The following is an 18,923-nucleotide window of genomic DNA, read 5'->3' as shown; positions in this document are numbered from 1 at the left end:
GTAATCGCCGATAAGTAATCTCATTGATGCAATGCGCCGTCGCGCGCGAGCCAGGCGCGGGCGGCGCCTGACACTTATCCAGGACGTGGAGATGTGGTGTCTTCGTGTTCTGGCATGACAGCAAAAAGGCCAGCGCCGGGGAGCCGCATGAGAGGCAACAGTTTCCGATTTGGCCGACGCATGGCCGGGGTCGCCCTGGCGGTCGCCGTGGCGCTGGCGCTCCAGGCGCTGCCGGCGCTGGCGCACCCCCATGTGTGGGTCACGGCCTCGGCCGCGCTGGTGTTCGACCAGCAGGGTCGCGTCACCGCCATTCGCCACCGCTGGCTCTTCGACAAGGCGTTCTCCGCCTACGCTGTCCAGGGTCTGGACAAGAACGGCGACGGCAAATTTTCGCGCGAGGAGCTGGCCGGACTGGCGAAGGAGAACATCGACGGCCTCACCGAATTCGGCTGGTTCACCAACCTGAAGATCAACGGCGCCAAAACCACATTCAGCCCGCCTAGGGACGGCGCCATGGATATGGTCGACGGCCAGATCGCGCTCGGCTTCCTGCTGCCGCTCGAAAAGCCGGCGGCTCCTGGCAAGGCGCTGATGCTCGACATTTCGGACCCCACCTATTTCGTGGCGTTCTCGCTCGCCGATGGCGATGGCGCCATCACTCTGGAGCACGCCCCCGCCGGCTGCGTCACCAGCATCACCCGCCCCAGGGCCCCGCCGCCGCAAACCCGGAACCTGACCGAGGATTTCTTCAATGCCCTCAACCAGGCCTCCGATTATGGCAGCCAGTTCGCCAACAAGGTGGTGGTGGCCTGCCCGTGAACCACATGCCTGTGAACCATATGCCCATGACCCATATGCCCACGAGCGACGGTGATGACTGAGGTCAGAACCGGCTTAGCGACCGTCAGCGGCCAGCTGGCGCAAACCAGGTCCGGCGGCCGCCTCGTCCGGCGCCTTCTGTTCATGGCGGTCGCCGTGGCCATCGTCTCCGGCGGCCTCGCCCTGCTGGCGCTGGCGTTCTCGCAGGCCGCTCCGCCGCCGCCGCGCAACCCGTTTGCCGGCGGCATGGCGGAAACGGCCGCTGGGGGACGTATCGGCGCCGTCATTATCGCCATGCAGTCGGCGTTCTACCGGGCGCTGACCCAGGGGCTTCAGGCGTTCTCCAGCGGCGGCGCCGGCCTTTGGGGCCTGCTGGGCGTCAGCTTCGCCTATGGGGTGTTCCATGCCGCCGGGCCGGGGCACGGCAAGGCGGTGATCTCGGGTTATCTCGTCGCCAACGAGCGCACCCTGGCGCGCGGCGCGGCGCTCAGCTTCGCCGCCGCCATGCTGCAGGCGGTGGTGGCGGTTGCCCTCGCGCTTGTGCTGTCGCTGGTGTTCAACGCCACCGCCGCCCTGGTGAAACTCAGTGTGACGGTGGTGGAGCTGGTCAGCTTCGCCCTGGTGGCGCTGCTCGGGCTGGCCCTGACCTGGCGCAAGGCCGGCGCCCTGGCGACCCTCGGCGACCCCCAGCCGGCCGACGCCAGTTGCGGGCCCGGCTGCGACCACGCCCACATGCCGGGGCCGGAGGCAGTGGACCGCGCCCGCGATCTGCGGGCCATGGCCGGCGTGGTGCTGGCCGCTGGCGTGCGGCCCTGTTCCGGCGCGCTGATCGTGCTGGCCTTCGCCCTGTCGCAGCAGGCGCTCGCAGCAGGCGTCGCCGCCACCTTCGCCATGGCGGTGGGCACGGCGCTCACCACCGGCGCCATCGCGGCGCTGGCGGTGTTCGCCAAACGGCTGGCGCTCCGGCTCGCCAGCGGCGGAAGCATGAGCGGCGCCCGGGCGATGGCGGCGCTGGAATTGCTGGCCGCGGCGTTCGTGCTAGTGACGGGCCTTGCCCTGCTCGCCGGCCTGCAGGCCGGCGCCGGCGGCTGAAGCCGCCTCCTGCTCTCCCTGGGCTGAAAATCCGCCGCGCGCCTCTCCCGCGCGCCTCTCCCGCGCGTCCTGGCGCTCAGGCGATGCGTTCGCGCGCCGCCTCGGCGACGCGGGCGGCGAGCTGGATCAGCGAGCGGTCGGAGCCGGCAGGACCGAGCAGCGACAGGCCAAGCGGTCCGGTTTCGCCGTCGTGCACGGGAATGGTCACCTGGGGGAAGCCAGACAGGCTGGACGGGCACATCAGCCGCAGGGTGCGGTTGCGGAAATCCTCCATGGAGGCTTCCGCCTCGGCCAGGAACGGCGGCGGCGACGGCATGGTCGGCAGCACCAGCACCGTGCCCTCTCCCAGCAGGTCGGCCAGATGGTTGCGGAAGCGCGCCGCCAGCGCCCGCGACTCGGCCAGCAGCGTTTCGGTGACGTCCTTGCCGGATGCGAAACGCTCGGCCAGGGAGGCGTTCATCACCGGGGCGTGCCGCTCAATGAACGTCTTGTGAGCCTCCCACGCCTCCCAGGACTGCATGTGGCGCAGGGCCCAGCACAGATTGTCGAGATTGGGCGCCGCCGCGGCGATATCGAAGCAGCCAAGGCGCAGCTCCACCCGCCGCAGCGCCACCTCCAGCGCCGCCGCCGCTTCAGGGCGGGCGAGGCCGAAGCAGGCCCGGTCGACGAGAAAGCGCGCCGCGCCGGGCAATGGCGTCGGGTCATCCCCCAGCAGCACGTCGCCCACGGCGGCGAGGGTTTCGGCGCTGCGGGCGAACCAGCCCACCGTGTCATAGCTGGGCGACAGCGGCTCGACCCCGGCGTTGTCCACCCGTCCCCAGGTCGGGCGAATGCCGAACACGCCGCAATAGGAAGCCGGCGCGCGCAGCGATCCGGCCGTATCGGTGCCAAGCGCGAAATCGACCTGCCGCGCGGCCACCGCCACCGCCGAGCCCGAAGATGACCCGCCGGAAATTCGCCCGGGCGCAGCCGGATTGACCGGCGAGCCGAAATGGATGTTGCGCCCCAAAATCGAATAGGCGAACTCGTCCGTCTGCGTCTTGCCGGCAAACCGCGCGCCGGCGTCGAGCAGCGCCTGCACCACCGGCGCGGTTTTCGTGCGCACGCCGGACGCGGCGAGCTTCACCGGATTGCCACACCCGGTGGGGTAGCCGGCCACGTCGATCACGTCCTTCACCGCGAAGGAAAGCCCCTGAAGCGCGCCAGCCGGCGCGGACGGCGCCGCAGCGTCGGGATAGGGCATGAAAGCTCTGTAGGGGTCCTCGCGCATGGGCGATCCTGGGTCCTTGCCTTGTCGTCGATGATCGGCGGCGGACAAATCGCCCGCCGGACCTGATGCGTTTTCGCGGAGCCTGTCCCGGTCCGGGGAACCCCCGGCCCTGCCCCATCGTACAGGAGCAGCCGCGCTGTCGTCACAAGCATAAGGCCCAGGGCGCTCCGACTTAAGACCTGACAGCGGGCAACGCCCATGCATGCGCCGCAATCCGGTCCCCGCCCCCTATCCCGCTTCACGGCGCCGGATCAACCCGCCAGAACGAGCAGCCCCACACGCCGAACAACCCGACACGACCAGCAACCGCCAGGCGCGCCAGCGCCATTGCAAAGCTCCATTGCAATCAGCATCGCCGACCAAATATAGACATCGGGCTGCCCCATGGGGTAATCAGCCAGGTGGTCAGCCAGGTGAATCTGGCGCGAGCGCGCAACAACAGGAGACGACGGGTGGCGAACTCAAACGCGACGGCAGGTTCCGGCGGCGTCAACTGGCGTAATCTGGTCACGCTTGGTTCGCTGACCGTGCTGGTCGGCGTCGAGGTCATCGGTGCGGCGATCGCCGGCGGCTGGGCCCTTGCCGGCCTGCTCGACCTCGGGACGACCATCGAATACGCCTTCATGGTCATCTTCGCCGCCATCGCCATCTGGGGCATGGTGAAGTTTGTCCGCGCCGGCCTCAAGATCGAGCCGATCACCCGGCGCTAAAACCGTTTCCGGCAAGGCGCCGCCACGCTGAAGCTCCCGGCGGCGCGGCCTTGCGCCTGTCAGGCCCGCCGCCACGGCGTCTCGGGCACCGGCGTCAGCGGTCCGGCGCCGTCGAACCAGCTGAACAGATTGTCCACCACCAGCTGCGACATGGCGTTGCGGGTGTCGACCGACGCCGAGCCCACATGGGGCAGCAGCACCACATTGTCCATGGCGACCAGCGCGTCCGGCACGCGCGGCTCATCGGCGAACACGTCGAGCCCCGCGGCGGCGATGGTCCCGTTCTGCAAGGCGCTGACCAGCGCCGGTTCATCGACCACCGACCCGCGCGCCACATTGATCAGCACGCCCTGCGGCCCCAGCGCCGCCAGCACGTCCGCGTTCACCAGGTTGCGCGTGCCCGCGCCGCCCGGCGCCACCACGATCAGGAAATCGCACGCCTGCGCGAGGGCGACGGGGCTTTCACGCCAGCGCCAGGCGATGTCCGGCCGCTGGCGCCGGCTGTGCCATTCGATGTTTAGACCAAAGGCCGCGCAACGCGCAGCGATCGCCTCGCCAATGCGGCCAAGGCCAAGAATGCCCACGGTCTTGCCGCGCAGCGATGCGGACAGCGGGAACGCCCCTTGCAACCATTTGCCGTCGCGCAGGAAGCGGTCGGCCTGGGGAATGCGGCGCACCGTGGCGATCAACAGCCCGAGCGTCAGGTCCGCCACCTCGTCGGTCAGCACGTCCGGCGTATTGGTGACGACAATGTTTCGCGCCGCCGCCGCCGCCACGTCGACGCCGTCATAGCCAACGCCGATATTGGCGATGATTTCCAGCGCCGGCAGCCGGCCGATGAGCCCGGCGCTGACGCCGCCGAAACCTGCGACGGCGCGCACGCGCGGCCCGACCTCCGCCAGCAGGGCCTCCGGGTCCTCGGCCCCGCGCAAATCATGCACGTCACAACGCCGCCGCAACGCCTGCAATGGCGCGGGCATCATTGGGCTGACCAGCAAAACCTCGGGACGGGACATGTCATCTCCAGAATTGCGGCGCTCCGGCTTCAGATCGCCGCAACGCCTGTCGTGTTGGCGTTCCTGATTTCCCGGGCCATGCCCGGGCGCGGCGTCGCCACGCTGCGCCACTCCACGCCCGATTGCCCGGGGCGCTGAGCCGTGTCGCGCCTCTGGGGGCGCCCGCGGGGATGGCATAAGGGCGGGCGACCGCAAGATCCACTGATGGAACGCCCCCGGGCATGCCCGGGCGAAGGCGCCGTGCGCGTCGCAGGCAGCCCCCGATCAGCGCCCCGAATCAGCGCCCCTGGGGCTGAGCGCCCGCCTGCGCATCATTTTCCCGCGCTTCCTGAAAATTGTCCGCCGCCCGCCGCAGGAGTTTGCGCAATTTCTTGCGCTCGCGCTGGTCGAAGCCAGCCAGCAGCCGCTGCTCCGCGTCAGCCCACAGCGCCGCCAGCGCGGCGGCGCGTCTTTGCCCCTCGGCGGTCAGACGCACCCGCACCAGCCGCCCGTCTCCCGCGGCGCCGCCGGCGCGCCGCACCAGCCCCTGGGCGGTAAGCCGCGCCACCGCCTTGGAAGCTGTCGGCGGTCGCACGCGCATCAGTTCCGCCAGCGCGCCCATGGTCATGGTTTCGTGGTCGTGCAACGCCTGCAGCAGCTGCTCCTGTCCCGGAAACAGCCCCAGCGCCGACAGGCGTTCGCCAAGCTCAACCCGGTGCAACCGCGCCAGCACGGTCAGCGCCCAGCCGACGCTCTTGTGCATGGCCTGCGCCGCGGCGGGCGCCTCGTCATGGGAGCCGTCCGCAGCGGGGGCCGCCGCGTCGTCCGGTGAAGCCGGCGCCCGACGCTTGCCGGCTTTTTTCCGCGCCACGCCGCCGGCCGGCGCCCCAGCGGACCCGCCGGCGGCTGTTTTGGCTGTCCTGCTCACCGCCATGACGCCTCCAGAAACCCCGAATCCCCGCCCTGTCCGCGCGGAAAAACCGACGGAAGGTTGGCGGAAGGCCGCCAGTCACCCACCGCCCATGTGGATAATATGAACATACTGACGGGACGGTGAAAACGGCGGCGGCGCGGGAAAATGCGCCCGCGCCATCACATTCGTCACGGCGGCGCCCCCCGCCCGGGAAGCAGGCGGGACAGCAGCGACAGGCCGGCGTGGATCAGGACGCCGCTCACCGAAATCAGCAGCAGCGCCGCGAACATGCGCGGAATGTTGAGCCGGTAGCCGGCCTCGACGATGCGCCAGGCAAGACCGCTGCCCTGACCCGCCGCCCCAGCGGCGATTTCGGCGACGATGGCGCCAATGAGGGCAAGGCCGCCGGCGATGCGCAGGCCGGCGAGAAAATGCGGCGCGGCGGTCGGCGCCTCCAGCCGCACGAGCCGCTGCCAGCGGCTGGCCCCATAGAGCCGGAACAGTTCATCCAGCCCCGGATCAATCGCCTGCAACCCGGCGGCGGTGTTGGACAGCACCGGAAAGAACGCGACCAGAAAGGCGCAGACCAGCACGGCCGATCCCGGCTCCAGCCAGACCAGCAGCAGCGGCGCAATGGCGATCACCGGCGTCACCTGCAACACCACCGCGAACGGATACAACGCCGCCGACAGCAATCGCGATCTGGAAAACAGCAGCGCCAGCAACACCCCGCCCACCACGGCCAGCGCCAGGGCCTCAAGCGTGGTCCACAAGGTCACGCCGAGCGCCGGCGCCAGGATCGCCTGGTCGCTCCACAAGGTCTGCAACACCTGAACCGGGCCTGGCAGGATGTAGGGCGGAATTGCCAGCCAGCGCACCGCCAGCTCCCACAGCGCCAGCGCGGCGAAGCCGGTGAGTAGCGGCGTCAGCAGGCGGAGCGGCGCGCCCCGGGACGCGGGGACGCTCATGCGACGGCCCCGCTGGCGGCGGCCGCCAGCGCCAGCACGGCGGCGCACTGGCTGGCGTAGGCGGGGCTGGCCCGGAACGCCGCGCCCCGGCCCGGCGGCGCCGTCACGCCGATCTCATCCAGAACCCGCCCCGGCCGGGCGCTCATGATGACGATGCGGTCGGCCAGATAGACGCTCTCCCAGCTTGAATGGGTCACGAAGGCGACGGTAAAGCCGAGCTGGTCGCGCAACGCCAGCAGATCGTCATTCAGCCGGGCGCGCGTGAACTCGTCCAGCGCCGCGAACGGCTCGTCCATCAACAGCAGGTCCGGGTGGGTGGCGAGCGCCCGGGCGATGGACACCCGCATGCGCATGCCGCCGGAAAGCTCGTGCGGCCAGGCCCGCTCAAAACCGGCCAACCCCACCAGCGCCAGCATCGCCGCCGCCCGCTCATTGGCCTCGGCCCGCGCCACCCCGGCCAGATCCAGCGGCAGGCGCACATTGGCGAGGGCGCGCGACCACGGCGTCAATGTCGGGTCCTGGAACACGAAGCCGACGCGGCCCGCCGCCGTGAGGCCACCATCGCGCCGCACCTGGCCGCGCGTCGGCGCCAGCAGCCCGGCCATCAACCGCAGCGCCGTCGATTTGCCGCAACCGGAGGGGCCGAGAATCGCCAGGAATTCGCCCGCCCGCACGTCCAGCGTCAGCCCGTCCAGCGCCGTGACGCCATTGCCCCAGGCCAGCGCCACGTCCCGCATCCGCACCAGCGCCGCGCGCCCTTCAGCGTTTTGCTTCAAGCCCGACGCCCCTGTTGACGAATTGCAGGGTGTAGCTGGCGCGCCAGTCGAGGTCCGGCCTGTACAGGCCCGCCTTCGCCATGCGCCGGAAGAAGCTCTCCATGCGCGCGTCGGTCATGGCGCCGATGCCCAGCGTCAGGGCGTCGCCCGATTCCACCAGGCCGTATTGTTTCATCCGCGCCCGGGAAAAATCGATCTGCTCCTGGGTCATGTCGGGATTGTCTTTCAGGATCAGCGCATTGGCGGCGGACGGATCGCCATGCAGATAGTTTCGCCACCCCAGGATCGAGGCGTCGACGAACCGCTGCGCCAGATCAGGATCGCGCATGACCGTATCGGCCCGCGTCTCGATGGTGGTGGAGTAGGTGTCGAAGCCATGGTCGGCCAGCAGGAACACGTTCGGCCTGAAACCGCCCTGCTTTTCCACCGCCAGCGGCTCCGAGGTGACGTATCCTTCAGTGACAGAGGCGCGATCGGCCAGGAACGGCGCCAGATTATGGGTGTAGGGCCGGGTGTTTTCCTCGCGAAAACCGTGCTCGGCCTTCAGCCACTGGAAATAGGAGGCCAGCCCTTCGCGGCCAACGAAAATGCGCGCTTTTTTCAGGTCGTCCCAACTGTCCAGCCCCTGCCCCGGCCGCGACATCAGCACCTGGGGATCCCTCTGGAAAATCGCCGCGATCACCTTGACCGGAATGCCCTCGGCGACGGCCGAGAACGGTTGCAACATGTTGCCGCCCATATAAAAATCCAGGCGGCCCGCCGCCAGCAGCAGCCGGTTGTTGTGCTGCGGCCCGCCGGGAATGATGCTGACGTCGAGGCCATGGCGGGCGTAGGTTCCATCGGCCAGCGCCTGATAGAAGCCGCCATGCTCGGCCTGGGCCAGCCAGTTGGTTCCAAAACGCACCTTTCGCAGTTCAGCCGCCGCCAACGGCGCCAGGCCTGTGAGGCAGACGGCGGCCAACGCGAGCCATACCGCTGATAGATAACGCAATAATCGTCTGCCGGGGGCGATGTCGCCGGTCGTGATCACGCCCGCGCCCGGCATTGCGAAAACGCCCGTCCGGCGACCATCCGCGCCAGGCCCTGCCCTGCGTAATTGTCCAGACGTCATGCTTCCCCCGCCCTCTGCCTGTCCGGCCCGTTTCCCGCCGCGCGGCCGTTACTGTATTCTGGCGCCCGGCGCGGGCCGCAGAACCGCCGCAGCATGCGCCGCGCCGCCGGCGCCCGCAACACTGATGCCCGCAACACTGATAAGGAAAGCCCCGCCGTGCCCCAAACCCGCGCAGCGCCCATGGTCCGCAGCCGCCTCTGGCGTGAGTTGCCGGCGGAAGCCTTCGGAGCCGCCCGCATGGCCGACGCCATCGCCGTGCTGCCGCTGGCGGCGGTGGAGCAGCACGGCCCGCACCTGCCCACCGGCGTCGACGCCATGATCATGGAGGGCATGCTGGAGCGGGTCCGCGCCCGCATCGAAACCGCGCCGGAGGGAACTGTCCCGCTCACCGTATTGCTGCCGGTGCAGGAAATCGGCCTGTCCACCGAGCACATCGCCTTTCCCGGTTCGCTGACCCTGGCGCCGGAAACCGCGATCCGCGCCTGGCGGGAACTGGCCATTGGCGTCAGCCGCGCCGGGTTTCGCAAGCTGGTTCTGGTTTCCTCCCACGGCGGCAACAGCCCGGTGATGGATGTGGTGGGCCGCGCCATGCGCGCCGAGGCCAACATGCTGGTGGTCCATACTTCCTGGCAGCGCTTTGGTTACCCGGAAGGCCTGTTCGACGCCCGGGAAATCCGCCACGGCATCCATGGCGGCGAGATTGAAACCTCGCTGATGCTGGCTTTCCGGCCCGATCTGGTGCGGATGGAGCGGGCGGAGAATTTTGCTCCGGCCAGCCTGGCGCTGGAGCAGGACTACGAATTGCTGCGCGCCGACCGGCCCGCCGGCTTCAGCTGGCTGGCGCAGGATCTGCACCCCGCCGGCGCCATGGGCGACGCCAGCCGGGCCACGGCGGACAAGGGCGAGGCGGCGGCGGCCCATGCGGCGGCGGCTTTTGTCAGGCTGCTCGGAGAAATCGCCCGCTTCGAACTGGGCGACGGCACGCGCAGCCGGCCCGGATTTTTGTGAAACCCGCGCACAAAAACGGGCGCGGAAATCCGCGCCCGTTGTCAGAAATCGCTCACTGATGGCTTGCCTGGAGCGTCAGGCGGCGTGGGGAAGCAGGTTTGCGCCCCATCGAAGCGCGCCGCTTTCGCGGGCGACGACGCCATCCTCCAGAACGCCATCTTCCACGGCGGCCAGCGGCGCGGCGATCATGCCGGCGGCGCCGGCCAGGGCGCCAGGAGCCAGCTCCAGCGCCAGCAGCCGGCGCTGCTCATAGGCGCCGGGCATGGCGAGACCGGCGGTCGCCGCCGCCGAGAAACCAAACCGCACGTAATATTCCGGGTCGCCCACCAGCAGGATGGCGCCGTGGCCGGCCGCGCGGGCGCGGGCGATCGCCACGCGCATGAGCGCGCCGCCAACCCCGTCCCCCTGCCGCTCCGGCGCCACGGCCAGCGGCCCCAGCAGCAGCGCCGGAACGTCGCCGGCCAGCACATGCCACAGGCGCACCGTGCCGGCGAGCCGGGCCGGCCCGTTCACGGGAATGTGACGGGCGACCAGCGCCAGTCCCTCAGCCGGGTCCTGGCCCTCGCGCAGCCGCTCGCTGGATTTCAGTTTGCGGTCAGGCCCCATGGCGACGTCGAGCAGCGCCTCGCGCGCGGCCACATCGAAAGGGGTTTCATCGCCAATGCAGATCATGGCGCCATTCCTGCACATGCAGCCGGCCTGTAAACCGGGCGGAAAAGGGGCATGCAGCGCCCTGCCGGACAGGACGCGTGTGAAAAACCCACAGCGCAAGGCGCGCTGTGGGCAGGAACAGCCGGTTGTCCGGTTGGGCGGACCTGAAGGTCCGCGAAGAAATCCCCGTCAGATGACGTAGGACTTCAGCGGCGGGAAGCCGTTGAACGCCACCGCCGAATAGGTGGTGGTGTAGGCGCCCGCGCCCTCGATCAGCAGCTTGTCGCCGATCTCGATGCTGACCGGCAGCATGTAGGGCTGCTTCTCGTACAGCACGTCGGCCGAGTCGCAGGTCGGGCCGGCCAGGATGCACGGCGCCTTCTCCCCCTCATGATCACGCTCGGAGCGGATCGGGTAGCGGATCGACTCGTCCATGGTTTCGGCCAGGCCGCCGAACTTGCCGATGTCCAGATAGACCCAGCGCACCTCGTCGGCCTCGCTCTTCTTCGACACCAGCACCACTTCCGTCTCGATCAGGCCGGCGTTGCCGACCATGCCGCGACCCGGCTCGATGATGGTCTCGGGGATACGGTTGCCGAAGTGACGTCGCAGCGCGTTGAAGATCGAATTGCCATAGGCCTCAACCGCCGGCACGTCCTTCAGATACTTCGTCGGAAAACCGCCGCCGAGATTGACCATCGACAGGATGATGCCGCGCTCGCCGCAGGCGCGGAAAACGTCGGCGGCCATGGCCAGCGCCGAATCCCACGCCTCGGTGTTGCCCTGCTGCGAACCGACGTGGAACGACACGCCATAGGCTTCCAGCCCCTGACGGTAGGCGTGCTCCAGCACGTCCGGCGCCATCTGCGGATCGCAGCCGAACTTGCGCGACAGCGGCCATTCGGCGCCGGCGCCGTCGCACAGCACGCGGCAGAACACCTTGGCGTCGTCGATGTCGGCGGCGCTGGCGGCGCGGGCAATCTTGTCGACTTCGGCCTGGCAGTCGACCGCGAACAGGCGCACGCCCAGCGCGAGGGCGCGGGCGATATCGCGCTCCTTCTTGATGGTGTTGCCGAAGGAGATGCGGTCGGCGGTGGCGCCGGCGGCCAGCGCCATCTCGATTTCCTGCACCGACGCGGTGTCGAAGCAGGAGCCAAGGGTGGCGAGCATATGCAGCACTTCCGGCGCCGGATTGGCCTTCACCGCGTAGAACACGCGGGTGTCCGGCAGCGCCGAAGCGAATTTCATGTAATTGTCGCGCACGACTTCGAGGTCCAGCACCATGCACGGACCATCTTCGCGGCGATTACGCAGGAACTCACGAATACGCTGGGTCATAAGCGTATCTCCCCACAAAGCTGATGGAACGCCCGGAGCGTCGGCTCTGGCGGCGTTCGGCAAGATGCGGATGAAGAATCGCCTCCCGGCGCGCTGTGGAGACGCGACCAGGACAACAACTCTCTACCGACCGTGCTGCCTTGGTTCGGACTGGGGGATTCCCGGTCCGCACGCGCGGCAATGATGGACAAGCCTCTTCGGTGTCGACCTTTGGAGGGCCGACGAGACCAAAAAAGCCCGTTCCGTCGTTGCTTTAAGCTGCGTCCCCCGTGGAGAGCGGGGTTCGCCGGTTTCGCCTCCGGCTGCCGGTTTGATGTTGGGGTCCGGTCGAAACCGGGGCCGCCAACGCAGGTTTCCCACCTTTGCGTCGATCGACCCTTTAAACCCCGGGCGGTTGTCCGGCCTCTTGTCCGGATACCCACCAACCGACACGCGGCCACAGGCACGTGCGAAATTGGGCAGGGGTCAGATAGGGCCGTCAGCCTGGCGTTGCAAGGGTTTTTTACCTTCTGCAGCCCCACATCGGCAAAAAAACACAAAACTGACGCGAATGACGGCCATCAGGCGAAAAAACGCCCATCCGCGACAGCTCCAGAAGGCGACAAGGCGCCGGTTTCGCCCCCTGAAACGTCCTGAGCTGCGCCATGAAGCCCGCCTTGCGCCGAATCGCGCGACGCGGGGTCACAAGGAGTATCCCCTTGTCCCCCACATGAACCGGAGCCGGCATTCCGCTATGGCAGGAAGCGGCTATGATCGCCACAGAACATCACGCATCATCACGCATCGCGACGTCGCCCGGCCGCAAGGCCGCATTCGCCGGACGGAACGCATCTCCAGTCGGCGCGCGATATGAACCAGTGGGTCAGTATGTCGACATTCTCGCGCAGAAGTTTCGTTGAAGGTCTCGTCGCCATTGCGACGTTCGCCGCCACCGCCGCGACGGCGAAAGAGGCGCCCGGCGGTCGGCCGGCGGCCAGTGGCCAGCCCGCGGACGATCCGGCGCGCGCCGACGCGGCGATGAAGGAGGCGGGCCTGTCTCCCTTTGGCTACGGCGACGTCATCAAACGGGCCCGCGAGTTGTCGGCCCTGCCGTTCGTCGAGAAGCCCTCGCAGGCGCCGGAGGCGCTGGCGAAGCTCGGCTTTGACCAGTGGCGCGACATCCGCTTCCGGCCGGACAAGGCGCTGCTGGCCAACTCCGACACCAACTTCCGCATGCAGATGTTCCACCTCGGCTTCCTGTTCCAGCATGCGGTGACGGTGAACATCATCCGCGACGGGGTCGCCACGCCGGTTCCCTATTCGCCGCAGATGTTCGATTTCGGCCAGAACAAATTCGGCAAGCCGCTGCCGGTGAACGTCGGCTTCGCCGGCTTCCGCCTGCATTACCCGCTCAATGACCCGACCATCCGCGACGAGCTGATCTCGTTCATCGGCGCCAGCTATTTCCGCTTCCTCGGTCAGGGGCAGGTCTATGGCCTGTCGGCGCGCGGCCTCGCCATCAACGCCGGCGGCCAGGAAGAGTTTCCGGCGTTCCGCGAATTCTGGGTGGACGTGCGCAAGGGCGACGACAGCCGCGTCACCGTCTACGCCCTGCTCGACAGCCCCTCCATCTCCGGCGCCTACCAGTTCAATATTTATCCCGCGAAGCAGACGGTCGTGGATGTCGAGGCGACGCTGTTCCCGCGCAAAATCATCGAGAAAATCGGCATCGCGCCGCTCACCTCCATGTTCTTCATCGGCGAGAACGATCGCCGCTTCACCGATGACTACCGGCCCGAAGTGCACGATTCCGACGGCCTGCTGATCCATTCCGGCTCCGGCGAGTGGATCTGGCGGCCGCTGCACAACCCCCGCGCGCCTTCGATTTCCTCGTTCACGGAGAACAATGTGCGCGGCTTCGGGCTGATGCAGCGCGACCGGGTGTTCGAGCACTACGAAGACCTCGACATCGCCTATGAGCGCCGCCCGGGCTACTGGGTGGAGCCCCGCAATCCCTGGGGCGAGGGCCGCGTCGAACTGATCGAACTGCCGACTTCCGACGAGACTAACGACAATATCGTCGCCACATGGGCGCCGAAGGAGCCGGTCGGGCCCGGCCAGCAGCTGATCTACCGTTATTCCATCACCGCCGTTGGCGCGACCGACGGCATGCATGCCGGCGGCCAGGCGATCAACAGCTTCCAGTCGGCCCCGCGCGCCCTTGGTTCGTCCGAACCGCTGCACCCCAACACCCGCCGCCTGATGGTGGACTTCGCCGGCGGCGAACTGCCCTACTGGCTGAAGGCGCCGGACCGGGTGAAGGTGGACGCCTCCGCCTCCAGCGGCCGCATCCTGCGCACCTTCATCGCCCCCAATCCGAAGATCGGCGGCTTCCGCGCCGGTGTCGACGTCGAGGCGCCCCCCGGCCAGACCGTGGACGTGCGCGTGTTCCTGCGCGCCGACAACAAGGCGCTGACCGAAACCTGGATTTTCCCGTGGCGCGCCGAATGACGCGCGCCTTCCGCGCGGGCGCGATTGGCGGGCGCGCGACCGGCGGAGGCCGGGCGGCAAAAGCTGGCCGGCAGGGGGACAGACGCCTTGCCGGCTCATGCGGCAGGCGCCTTCACCCGTACCGTTGAACCGCTTCCGCGATCCGGCGGGAACGGCCGCCCGGGTTCCCTGATCAAACAAAACGCCGCGCCGCGCGTTGCCCGTGTCTGGGCTGAACCGCGCCGGGACAGGATTCATGACCGATATTGACGCGCAGCCCCCCGGATGGGGGGCGCTGCTGGGTGGCCGCAATGGCCTGCTGTCGCTGGCGCTCGCCGGCGGCGTCGCCCTGCACGCCATCAACGTTTACATCACCACGACGATCCTGCCGTCGGTGGTCGCCGACATCGGCGGCATCGACTATTATTCATGGAACACCTCGCTGTTCATCGTCGCCTCGATCCTGGCGGCGGCAGTCTCCCCCGGCCTGCTGGCCCGTTGTGGCCCGCGCGCCGCTTATCTGCTCAGCGCGGTGATCTTCGCGGCCGGGTCGCTGGCCTGTGGCTTTGCCCCCTCCATGGCCGCGATGCTGGCCGGGCGCGTTGTCCAGGGCGTGGGCGGCGGCTTCCTGCTCGCCCTCTCCTACGCCATGATCCGCATCGTGTTTGACGAAGCCCTGTGGCCGCGCGGCATCGCGCTGGTCTCGGGCATGTGGGGCGTGGCCACCCTGGTTGGCCCGGCGGTCGGCGGCCTGTTCGCGGAATATGGCCTGTGGCGCGCGTCATTCTGGGCGCTGGCGCCGGCGGCGGTCGTCTTTGGCGTGCTGGCGACGCTGGCGCTGCCGCCCCGCGACGCCGCGCCGGGCTCCACAGGGGCGGGCGCCGCCGGGGCTGGCGGCGCGCCGATGTTGCAGATCCTGCTGCTGACGGCGGCGGTCATGGCCATTTCCGCCGGCAGCGTCATGACGTCGGCATGGGCCAATGCGGCCGGCGCGCTCGTCGCCATCGTGCTCGTGTGCCTGATCGCGGTGATCGAGCAATCCGCCTCGCGCCGCCTGCTGCCCAGCGGCTCCTTCAGCCCTGGCGGCGCGCTTGGCGCGGTTTACGCCTCGATGATGCTGCTGAGCATCATGGTGACCAGCAGCGAAATCTTCATTCCGCTGTTTCTGCAAACCCTGCACGGCCAGACGCCGCTGGTCGCCGGCTATCTGGCGGCGGCGATGAGCGCCGGCTGGACCCTCGGCTCGATTGGCGGCGCCGGCGCCACCGGCGCGCGCATGCGCCGGCAGTTGCGCCTCGCGCCCCTGCCCGGCCTCATCGGCATGGTCATGCTGGCGGCCCTGGTCCCGCCCGGCAGTTCCGGCTCATGGCTGGCGCTGGCCCCGTTGTGCGCGGCCATGCTGATGGTCGGCGTTGGCGTTGGTCTGGCCTGGCCGCACCTGCTGACGCGCGTGCTGCAACTGGCCCCGGAAGGCGAGGAGGCCGTCGCCTCGGCGTCGCTCACCACCGTGCAGCTGTTCGCCACCGCCGCGGGCGCGGCGCTCGCCGGCATGGTGGTCAACCTCGCTGGCCTCACCAGTCCCGGCGGCGCGGCCGGGACCGCCGCCGCCGCCCTGTGGCTGTTCGGCGTGTTTTCCGTCGCGCCGCTGCTGTGCCTGTTCACCGTTCGCCGCGCCATGCGCAACGGCGGACGCTGACCTGTAACCTGGGCCTGAACCTGGCCCTGAACCTGGGTCTGGCCGTGCGCCCTCACCGCCGCGTCGCCAGGCCCTCCAGCAGGGCGTCCATCACGGTGACCCACGCGTCGACGTCCGCGCCGCCGGCAATGGCGAGCGCGGCCCGGTCATAGCCGGCTGACAGCACCTGCGCCGTCGCGTCCGGCGGCAATGGCCGCAACAGGCCCTGGGCCATGGCCTCGGCCAGACCGGCGCGAAGGGTCGCCGCGCCCGTGGCGGCGTCGATGGCGGCCATGGCCGCCGGTCCCAGCACCGCCGGGCCTTCGACCAGCAGCAGGCGGGCGCGCCCCGGCGCCTTCATGGCCTGCAGAAAAGCCCGCCCGCCCGTGCGCAGCGCCTCCAGCGGATCAGCCGGGGCGACGGTTGCAGCGTCGATGGCGGCCGCGACGGCGCCCGCCTCCGCCCGGATCACCGCCTCAAACAGCGCCGTCTTGTCGGTGAAATGATGATACAGCGCGCCACGCGTCACGCCGGCTGCCGCGACGATGGCTGGCGTTGTCGCGGCGGCGAAGCCTGCGCTGACAAATATCTCCCGTCCCGCCGCCATCAGCGCCGCCCGCATCGCTCCCGACCGCGCCTCGTTGCTGCGCCGCATGCCCGTCTCCGTTATTTACATACATTCTGTATGTATGTTATATCACGTTCATCACCACCGCCAGCCTCATCCAGGAGAAACGCCATGAATCCCGCCGGCATCGATCCCTCCCCACGCGCGATCACCAGCTTTTACCCGGTGCTGATGACCGGCGACGTCGCGGCGACCGCCGCATTTTACCAGCGCATGTTTGGGTTCCGCCCCCTGTTCGAGGCCGACTGGTACGTCCATCTCCAGGCTGCCGGCGACAGCAATGTCAATCTGGCCATCCTGCATGGCGACCATGACACCATCCCCGTCCAGGGTCGCGGCCGCGCCGCCGGCCTGCTGCTGAACCTCGAGGTTCCCGACGTCGATGCGGTCCATGACCGGCTGGTCGCCGCCGGCGCCGACATCGTGCTGCCCCTGCGCGACGAAGACTTTGGCCAGCGTCATTTTATCATGGCCGCGCCAGACGGCGTCCTGATCGACGTCATCACGCCGATACCGCCATCGGAGGCATTTGCTGCGCAATATCTGGATCCGTGAACGCCGGCCCGCCGCCCTCACCGGTTTGGGACCTCGGCCCGGGCAGAAAAATGCACTAAAATGCCCGGGATTCGCCTGCTGGACGCGCATTGTCTCCGGCGGGCCGCGCGCCTGACGCAAGGGCCGCCCGCACCGGAACGCCGGCGAACACGCTCCAGAGGTCGCATGGAAACCCAACCTCGCGGAAATGACGCCGCCCTGCGTAGCGTCCTCAGCTTCACCTTCGCCCACTGGCGCCGGCAGGGCTGGCTGGCCGTCAGCCTTGGCCTGTCGGTCTGTCTCGCCACCCTCACCGAGATTTTCGCGCCAGTTTACGCGGGGCGGATGATCGATGCGCTGACGGCGGGCGAAGGCGCGACCCAGGCGGCGGTTTACGCCTTCGCCGCCATGACCGTGCTTGGCCTCGCCACCGTCGGCCTGCGCCACCTGGCCTGGTGGGGGGTGGTGCCGTTCACCCTGCGCATGATGCGCGATGTGGCCGGGGAGAGTTTCGCCCGCGTGCAGCGGTTCTCGTCGAACTGGCACGCCAACAGTTTTTCCGGCTCGGTGGTGCGCAAGATCACGCGCGGCATGTGGGCGCTGGATTCGCTCAACGACGTGCTGCTGATGTTCCTGCTGCCATCCGTGGTGGTGCTGGTCGGCGCCGTGGCGCTGCTGGCCTGGCGCTGGCCGCTGATTGGTCTGCTGATGGGCGCCGGCGCCGCCATTTACATCGGCGCCACGGTGTTGCTGGCGACGCGCGTCATCGCCCCGGCGGCGCGCCTGTCCAACGCCTGGGACACGCGCATGGGCGGCGTGCTCGCCGACGCCATCGGCGCCAACGCCGTGGTCAAGGCCTTCGGCGCCGAACATCGCGAGGACGCCCGCCTCGCCCATGTGGTCGGCAAGTGGCGCCGCCGCACCTGGCGCACCTGGATGCGCTTCACCTGGATCGGCACCGGCCAGATGGCCATGCTGTGGCTGCTGCGCGCCATCGTCACCGGCGGCGCCCTGTGGATGTGGCATACGGGCAAGGCGACGCCCGGCGACGTGGCTTACGTGCTCACCACCTATTTCATGCTCAACGGCTATCTGCGCGACATCGGCCAGCACGTGAACCATTTCCAGCGCGCCGTGAATGAAATGGAGGAGATGGTCCATCTGTATGACCTGCAGCCGGACGTGAAGGACCGGCCGGACGCCCGGCCGCTGGAGGCGTCCCATGGCGAAATCCGCGTCGAGCACGTGGACTTCCGCTACGGCGACCACGTCACGCCGCTTTACCAGGACCTGAACGTCGTCATCGCTGCCGGCGAGCGCGTCGGCCTGGTCGGCCGCTCCGGCTCCGGCAAGACCACCTTCGTCAAGCTGATCCAGCGGCTGCACGACGTCACTGGCGGGCGCATTCTCATCGACGGCCAGAACGTCGCCGACGTGACCCAGCAGTCGTTGCGCGCCCAGATCGCCATCGTGCAGCAGGAGCCGATCCTGTTTCACCGCAGCATCGCCGAGAACATCGCCTATGGTCGTCCAGGCGCCTCGATGGCCGCCATCGAGCGCGCCGCCGAACTGGCCAACGCCCATGACTTCATCATGCGGCTGCCGCGCGGCTACGCCACGCTGGTCGGCGAGCGGGGCGTCAAGCTTTCCGGCGGCGAGCGCCAGCGCGTCGCCATCGCCCGCGCCTTCCTCGCCGATGCGCCGGTGCTGATCCTCGACGAGGCCACCTCCAGCCTCGATTCGGAATTGGAAATGATGATCCAGCAGGCGATGGAGCGGCTGATGCAGGGGCGCACCTCGCTGGTCATCGCCCACCGCCTCTCCACCGTCCGCGAGATGGACCGCATCCTGGTGTTCGATCGCGGCCGCATTGTCGAAGAGGGCCGCCACGACGACCTGATCGCCCGCCCCGGCGGCGTCTACCGCGCCCTGTTTGAACACCAGAGCGGCGGCGTCATCCGCTGAG

17 protein-coding genes are annotated in these 18,923 nt (G+C 68.9%); 8 read left to right on the top strand and 9 right to left on the bottom strand.

The window, feature by feature from the left end; all coding sequences use genetic code 11:
• The first annotated feature begins 147 nt into the window (after positions 1 to 147).
• A complete protein-coding gene (locus EV666_RS15635; RefSeq protein ID WP_245514476.1) occupies positions 148 to 819 on the top strand; it encodes a DUF1007 family protein in 672 nt (223 codons plus the stop codon).
• Positions 820 to 873: 54 nt separating this feature from the next.
• The gene (locus tag EV666_RS15630) at positions 874 to 1,911 is read left to right on the top strand and encodes a nickel/cobalt transporter (protein ID WP_132010225.1); all 1,038 of its coding nucleotides are present in this window, start codon (positions 874 to 876) and stop codon (positions 1,909 to 1,911) included.
• A 76-nt stretch (positions 1,912 to 1,987) separates the two neighbouring features.
• Here EV666_RS15630 and EV666_RS15625 read toward each other — a convergent pair whose 3' ends face one another.
• Positions 1,988 to 3,181, bottom strand: coding sequence for an amidase (locus EV666_RS15625; RefSeq protein ID WP_132010223.1), 1,194 nt, complete (start codon positions 3,179 to 3,181; stop codon positions 1,988 to 1,990).
• 452 nt (positions 3,182 to 3,633) lie between these two features.
• Here EV666_RS15625 and EV666_RS15620 point away from each other — a divergent pair, with 452 nt between their 5' ends.
• A complete protein-coding gene (locus EV666_RS15620) occupies positions 3,634 to 3,891 on the top strand; it encodes a hypothetical protein (protein WP_132010221.1) in 258 nt (85 codons plus the stop codon).
• 59 nt (positions 3,892 to 3,950) lie between these two features.
• Here EV666_RS15620 and EV666_RS15615 read toward each other — a convergent pair whose 3' ends face one another.
• The 5 genes from EV666_RS15615 to EV666_RS15595 form a co-directional block, all read right to left on the bottom strand.
• Positions 3,951 to 4,907 (bottom strand): 2-hydroxyacid dehydrogenase, encoded by a 957-nt coding sequence (locus EV666_RS15615; protein WP_132010219.1) that lies wholly within the window; start codon positions 4,905 to 4,907, stop codon positions 3,951 to 3,953.
• 277 nt (positions 4,908 to 5,184) lie between these two features.
• Positions 5,185 to 5,820: a MarR family winged helix-turn-helix transcriptional regulator gene (locus tag EV666_RS15610; protein WP_245514475.1), complete on the bottom strand. Its 636-nt coding sequence runs from the start codon at positions 5,818 to 5,820 to the stop codon at positions 5,185 to 5,187.
• A gap of 167 nt (positions 5,821 to 5,987) precedes the next feature.
• Positions 5,988 to 6,767 (bottom strand): ABC transporter permease, encoded by a 780-nt coding sequence (locus tag EV666_RS15605; protein WP_132010217.1) that lies wholly within the window; start codon positions 6,765 to 6,767, stop codon positions 5,988 to 5,990.
• Positions 6,764 to 7,543: an ABC transporter ATP-binding protein gene (locus tag EV666_RS15600; protein ID WP_342635667.1), complete on the bottom strand. Its 780-nt coding sequence runs from the start codon at positions 7,541 to 7,543 to the stop codon at positions 6,764 to 6,766. The genes EV666_RS15605 and EV666_RS15600 overlap by 4 nt, the downstream gene beginning before the upstream one ends.
• Positions 7,527 to 8,588: an ABC transporter substrate-binding protein gene (locus EV666_RS15595; protein ID WP_132010215.1), complete on the bottom strand. Its 1,062-nt coding sequence runs from the start codon at positions 8,586 to 8,588 to the stop codon at positions 7,527 to 7,529. Before EV666_RS15595 ends, EV666_RS15600 begins: the two co-directional genes overlap by 17 nt.
• A 246-nt stretch (positions 8,589 to 8,834) precedes the next feature.
• On the opposite strand from EV666_RS15595, the gene EV666_RS15590 reads away from it, so the two are divergent.
• On the top strand, positions 8,835 to 9,662 hold the full coding sequence (locus EV666_RS15590) for a creatininase family protein (RefSeq protein ID WP_132010247.1): 828 nt from the start codon (positions 8,835 to 8,837) through the stop codon (positions 9,660 to 9,662).
• Positions 9,663 to 9,737: 75 nt separating this feature from the next.
• Here EV666_RS15590 and EV666_RS15585 read toward each other — a convergent pair whose 3' ends face one another.
• On the bottom strand, positions 9,738 to 10,334 hold the full coding sequence (locus EV666_RS15585; RefSeq protein WP_132010213.1) for a GNAT family N-acetyltransferase: 597 nt from the start codon (positions 10,332 to 10,334) through the stop codon (positions 9,738 to 9,740).
• Between the two features lie 168 nt (positions 10,335 to 10,502).
• Positions 10,503 to 11,651: a type III PLP-dependent enzyme gene (locus EV666_RS15580; protein WP_132010211.1), complete on the bottom strand. Its 1,149-nt coding sequence runs from the start codon at positions 11,649 to 11,651 to the stop codon at positions 10,503 to 10,505.
• An 849-nt stretch (positions 11,652 to 12,500) separates the two neighbouring features.
• Between EV666_RS15580 and EV666_RS15575 the strand changes: the two genes are divergently transcribed.
• Positions 12,501 to 14,141 (top strand): OpgD/OpgG family glucan biosynthesis protein, encoded by a 1,641-nt coding sequence (locus EV666_RS15575; protein ID WP_245514474.1) that lies wholly within the window; start codon positions 12,501 to 12,503, stop codon positions 14,139 to 14,141.
• A 235-nt stretch (positions 14,142 to 14,376) separates the two neighbouring features.
• Entirely contained in the window at positions 14,377 to 15,816 is a 1,440-nt protein-coding gene (locus EV666_RS15570) for an MFS transporter (protein WP_132010207.1), read from the top strand.
• A 52-nt stretch (positions 15,817 to 15,868) separates the two neighbouring features.
• Here the strand turns inward: EV666_RS15570 and EV666_RS15565 are convergent, their stop codons facing one another.
• The gene (locus tag EV666_RS15565) at positions 15,869 to 16,450 is read right to left on the bottom strand and encodes a TetR/AcrR family transcriptional regulator (protein ID WP_132010205.1); all 582 of its coding nucleotides are present in this window, start codon (positions 16,448 to 16,450) and stop codon (positions 15,869 to 15,871) included.
• 84 nt (positions 16,451 to 16,534) lie between these two features.
• Between EV666_RS15565 and EV666_RS15560 the strand changes: the two genes are divergently transcribed.
• On the top strand, positions 16,535 to 16,978 hold the full coding sequence (locus EV666_RS15560; RefSeq protein ID WP_132010203.1) for a VOC family protein: 444 nt from the start codon (positions 16,535 to 16,537) through the stop codon (positions 16,976 to 16,978).
• A 165-nt stretch (positions 16,979 to 17,143) separates the two neighbouring features.
• Positions 17,144 to 18,922 carry an ABC transporter ATP-binding protein gene (locus EV666_RS15555; protein ID WP_132010201.1) on the top strand — a complete coding sequence of 593 codons (1,779 nt, stop codon included), beginning with the start codon at positions 17,144 to 17,146 and terminating at the stop codon, positions 18,920 to 18,922.
• The last annotated feature ends 1 nt before the right edge of the window (position 18,923 follow it).

Source organism: Camelimonas lactis (assembly GCF_004342915.1).
Classification (GTDB): domain Bacteria; phylum Pseudomonadota; class Alphaproteobacteria; order Rhizobiales; family Beijerinckiaceae; genus Camelimonas; species Camelimonas lactis.
This window is presented reverse-complemented; position numbering and strand designations above follow the sequence as displayed.

Coding starts and splice junctions, on each gene's coding strand:
- EV666_RS15560 (WP_132010203.1), top strand. CDS start 16,535: ATGAATCCCGCCGGCATCGATCCCTCCCCACGCGCGATCACCAGCTTT.
- EV666_RS15615 (WP_132010219.1), bottom strand. CDS start 4,907: ATGTCCCGTCCCGAGGTTTTGCTGGTCAGCCCAATGATGCCCGCGCCA.
- EV666_RS15580 (WP_132010211.1), bottom strand. CDS start 11,651: ATGACCCAGCGTATTCGTGAGTTCCTGCGTAATCGCCGCGAAGATGGT.
- EV666_RS15575 (WP_245514474.1), top strand. CDS start 12,501: ATGAACCAGTGGGTCAGTATGTCGACATTCTCGCGCAGAAGTTTCGTT.
- EV666_RS15610 (WP_245514475.1), bottom strand. CDS start 5,820: ATGGCGGTGAGCAGGACAGCCAAAACAGCCGCCGGCGGGTCCGCTGGG.
- EV666_RS15625 (WP_132010223.1), bottom strand. CDS start 3,181: ATGCGCGAGGACCCCTACAGAGCTTTCATGCCCTATCCCGACGCTGCG.
- EV666_RS15585 (WP_132010213.1), bottom strand. CDS start 10,334: ATGATCTGCATTGGCGATGAAACCCCTTTCGATGTGGCCGCGCGCGAG.
- EV666_RS15595 (WP_132010215.1), bottom strand. CDS start 8,588: ATGCCGGGCGCGGGCGTGATCACGACCGGCGACATCGCCCCCGGCAGA.
- EV666_RS15555 (WP_132010201.1), top strand. CDS start 17,144: ATGGAAACCCAACCTCGCGGAAATGACGCCGCCCTGCGTAGCGTCCTC.
- EV666_RS15605 (WP_132010217.1), bottom strand. CDS start 6,767: ATGAGCGTCCCCGCGTCCCGGGGCGCGCCGCTCCGCCTGCTGACGCCG.
- EV666_RS15630 (WP_132010225.1), top strand. CDS start 874: ATGACTGAGGTCAGAACCGGCTTAGCGACCGTCAGCGGCCAGCTGGCG.
- EV666_RS15635 (WP_245514476.1), top strand. CDS start 148: ATGAGAGGCAACAGTTTCCGATTTGGCCGACGCATGGCCGGGGTCGCC.
- EV666_RS15570 (WP_132010207.1), top strand. CDS start 14,377: ATGACCGATATTGACGCGCAGCCCCCCGGATGGGGGGCGCTGCTGGGT.
- EV666_RS15565 (WP_132010205.1), bottom strand. CDS start 16,450: ATGCGGCGCAGCAACGAGGCGCGGTCGGGAGCGATGCGGGCGGCGCTG.
- EV666_RS15590 (WP_132010247.1), top strand. CDS start 8,835: ATGGTCCGCAGCCGCCTCTGGCGTGAGTTGCCGGCGGAAGCCTTCGGA.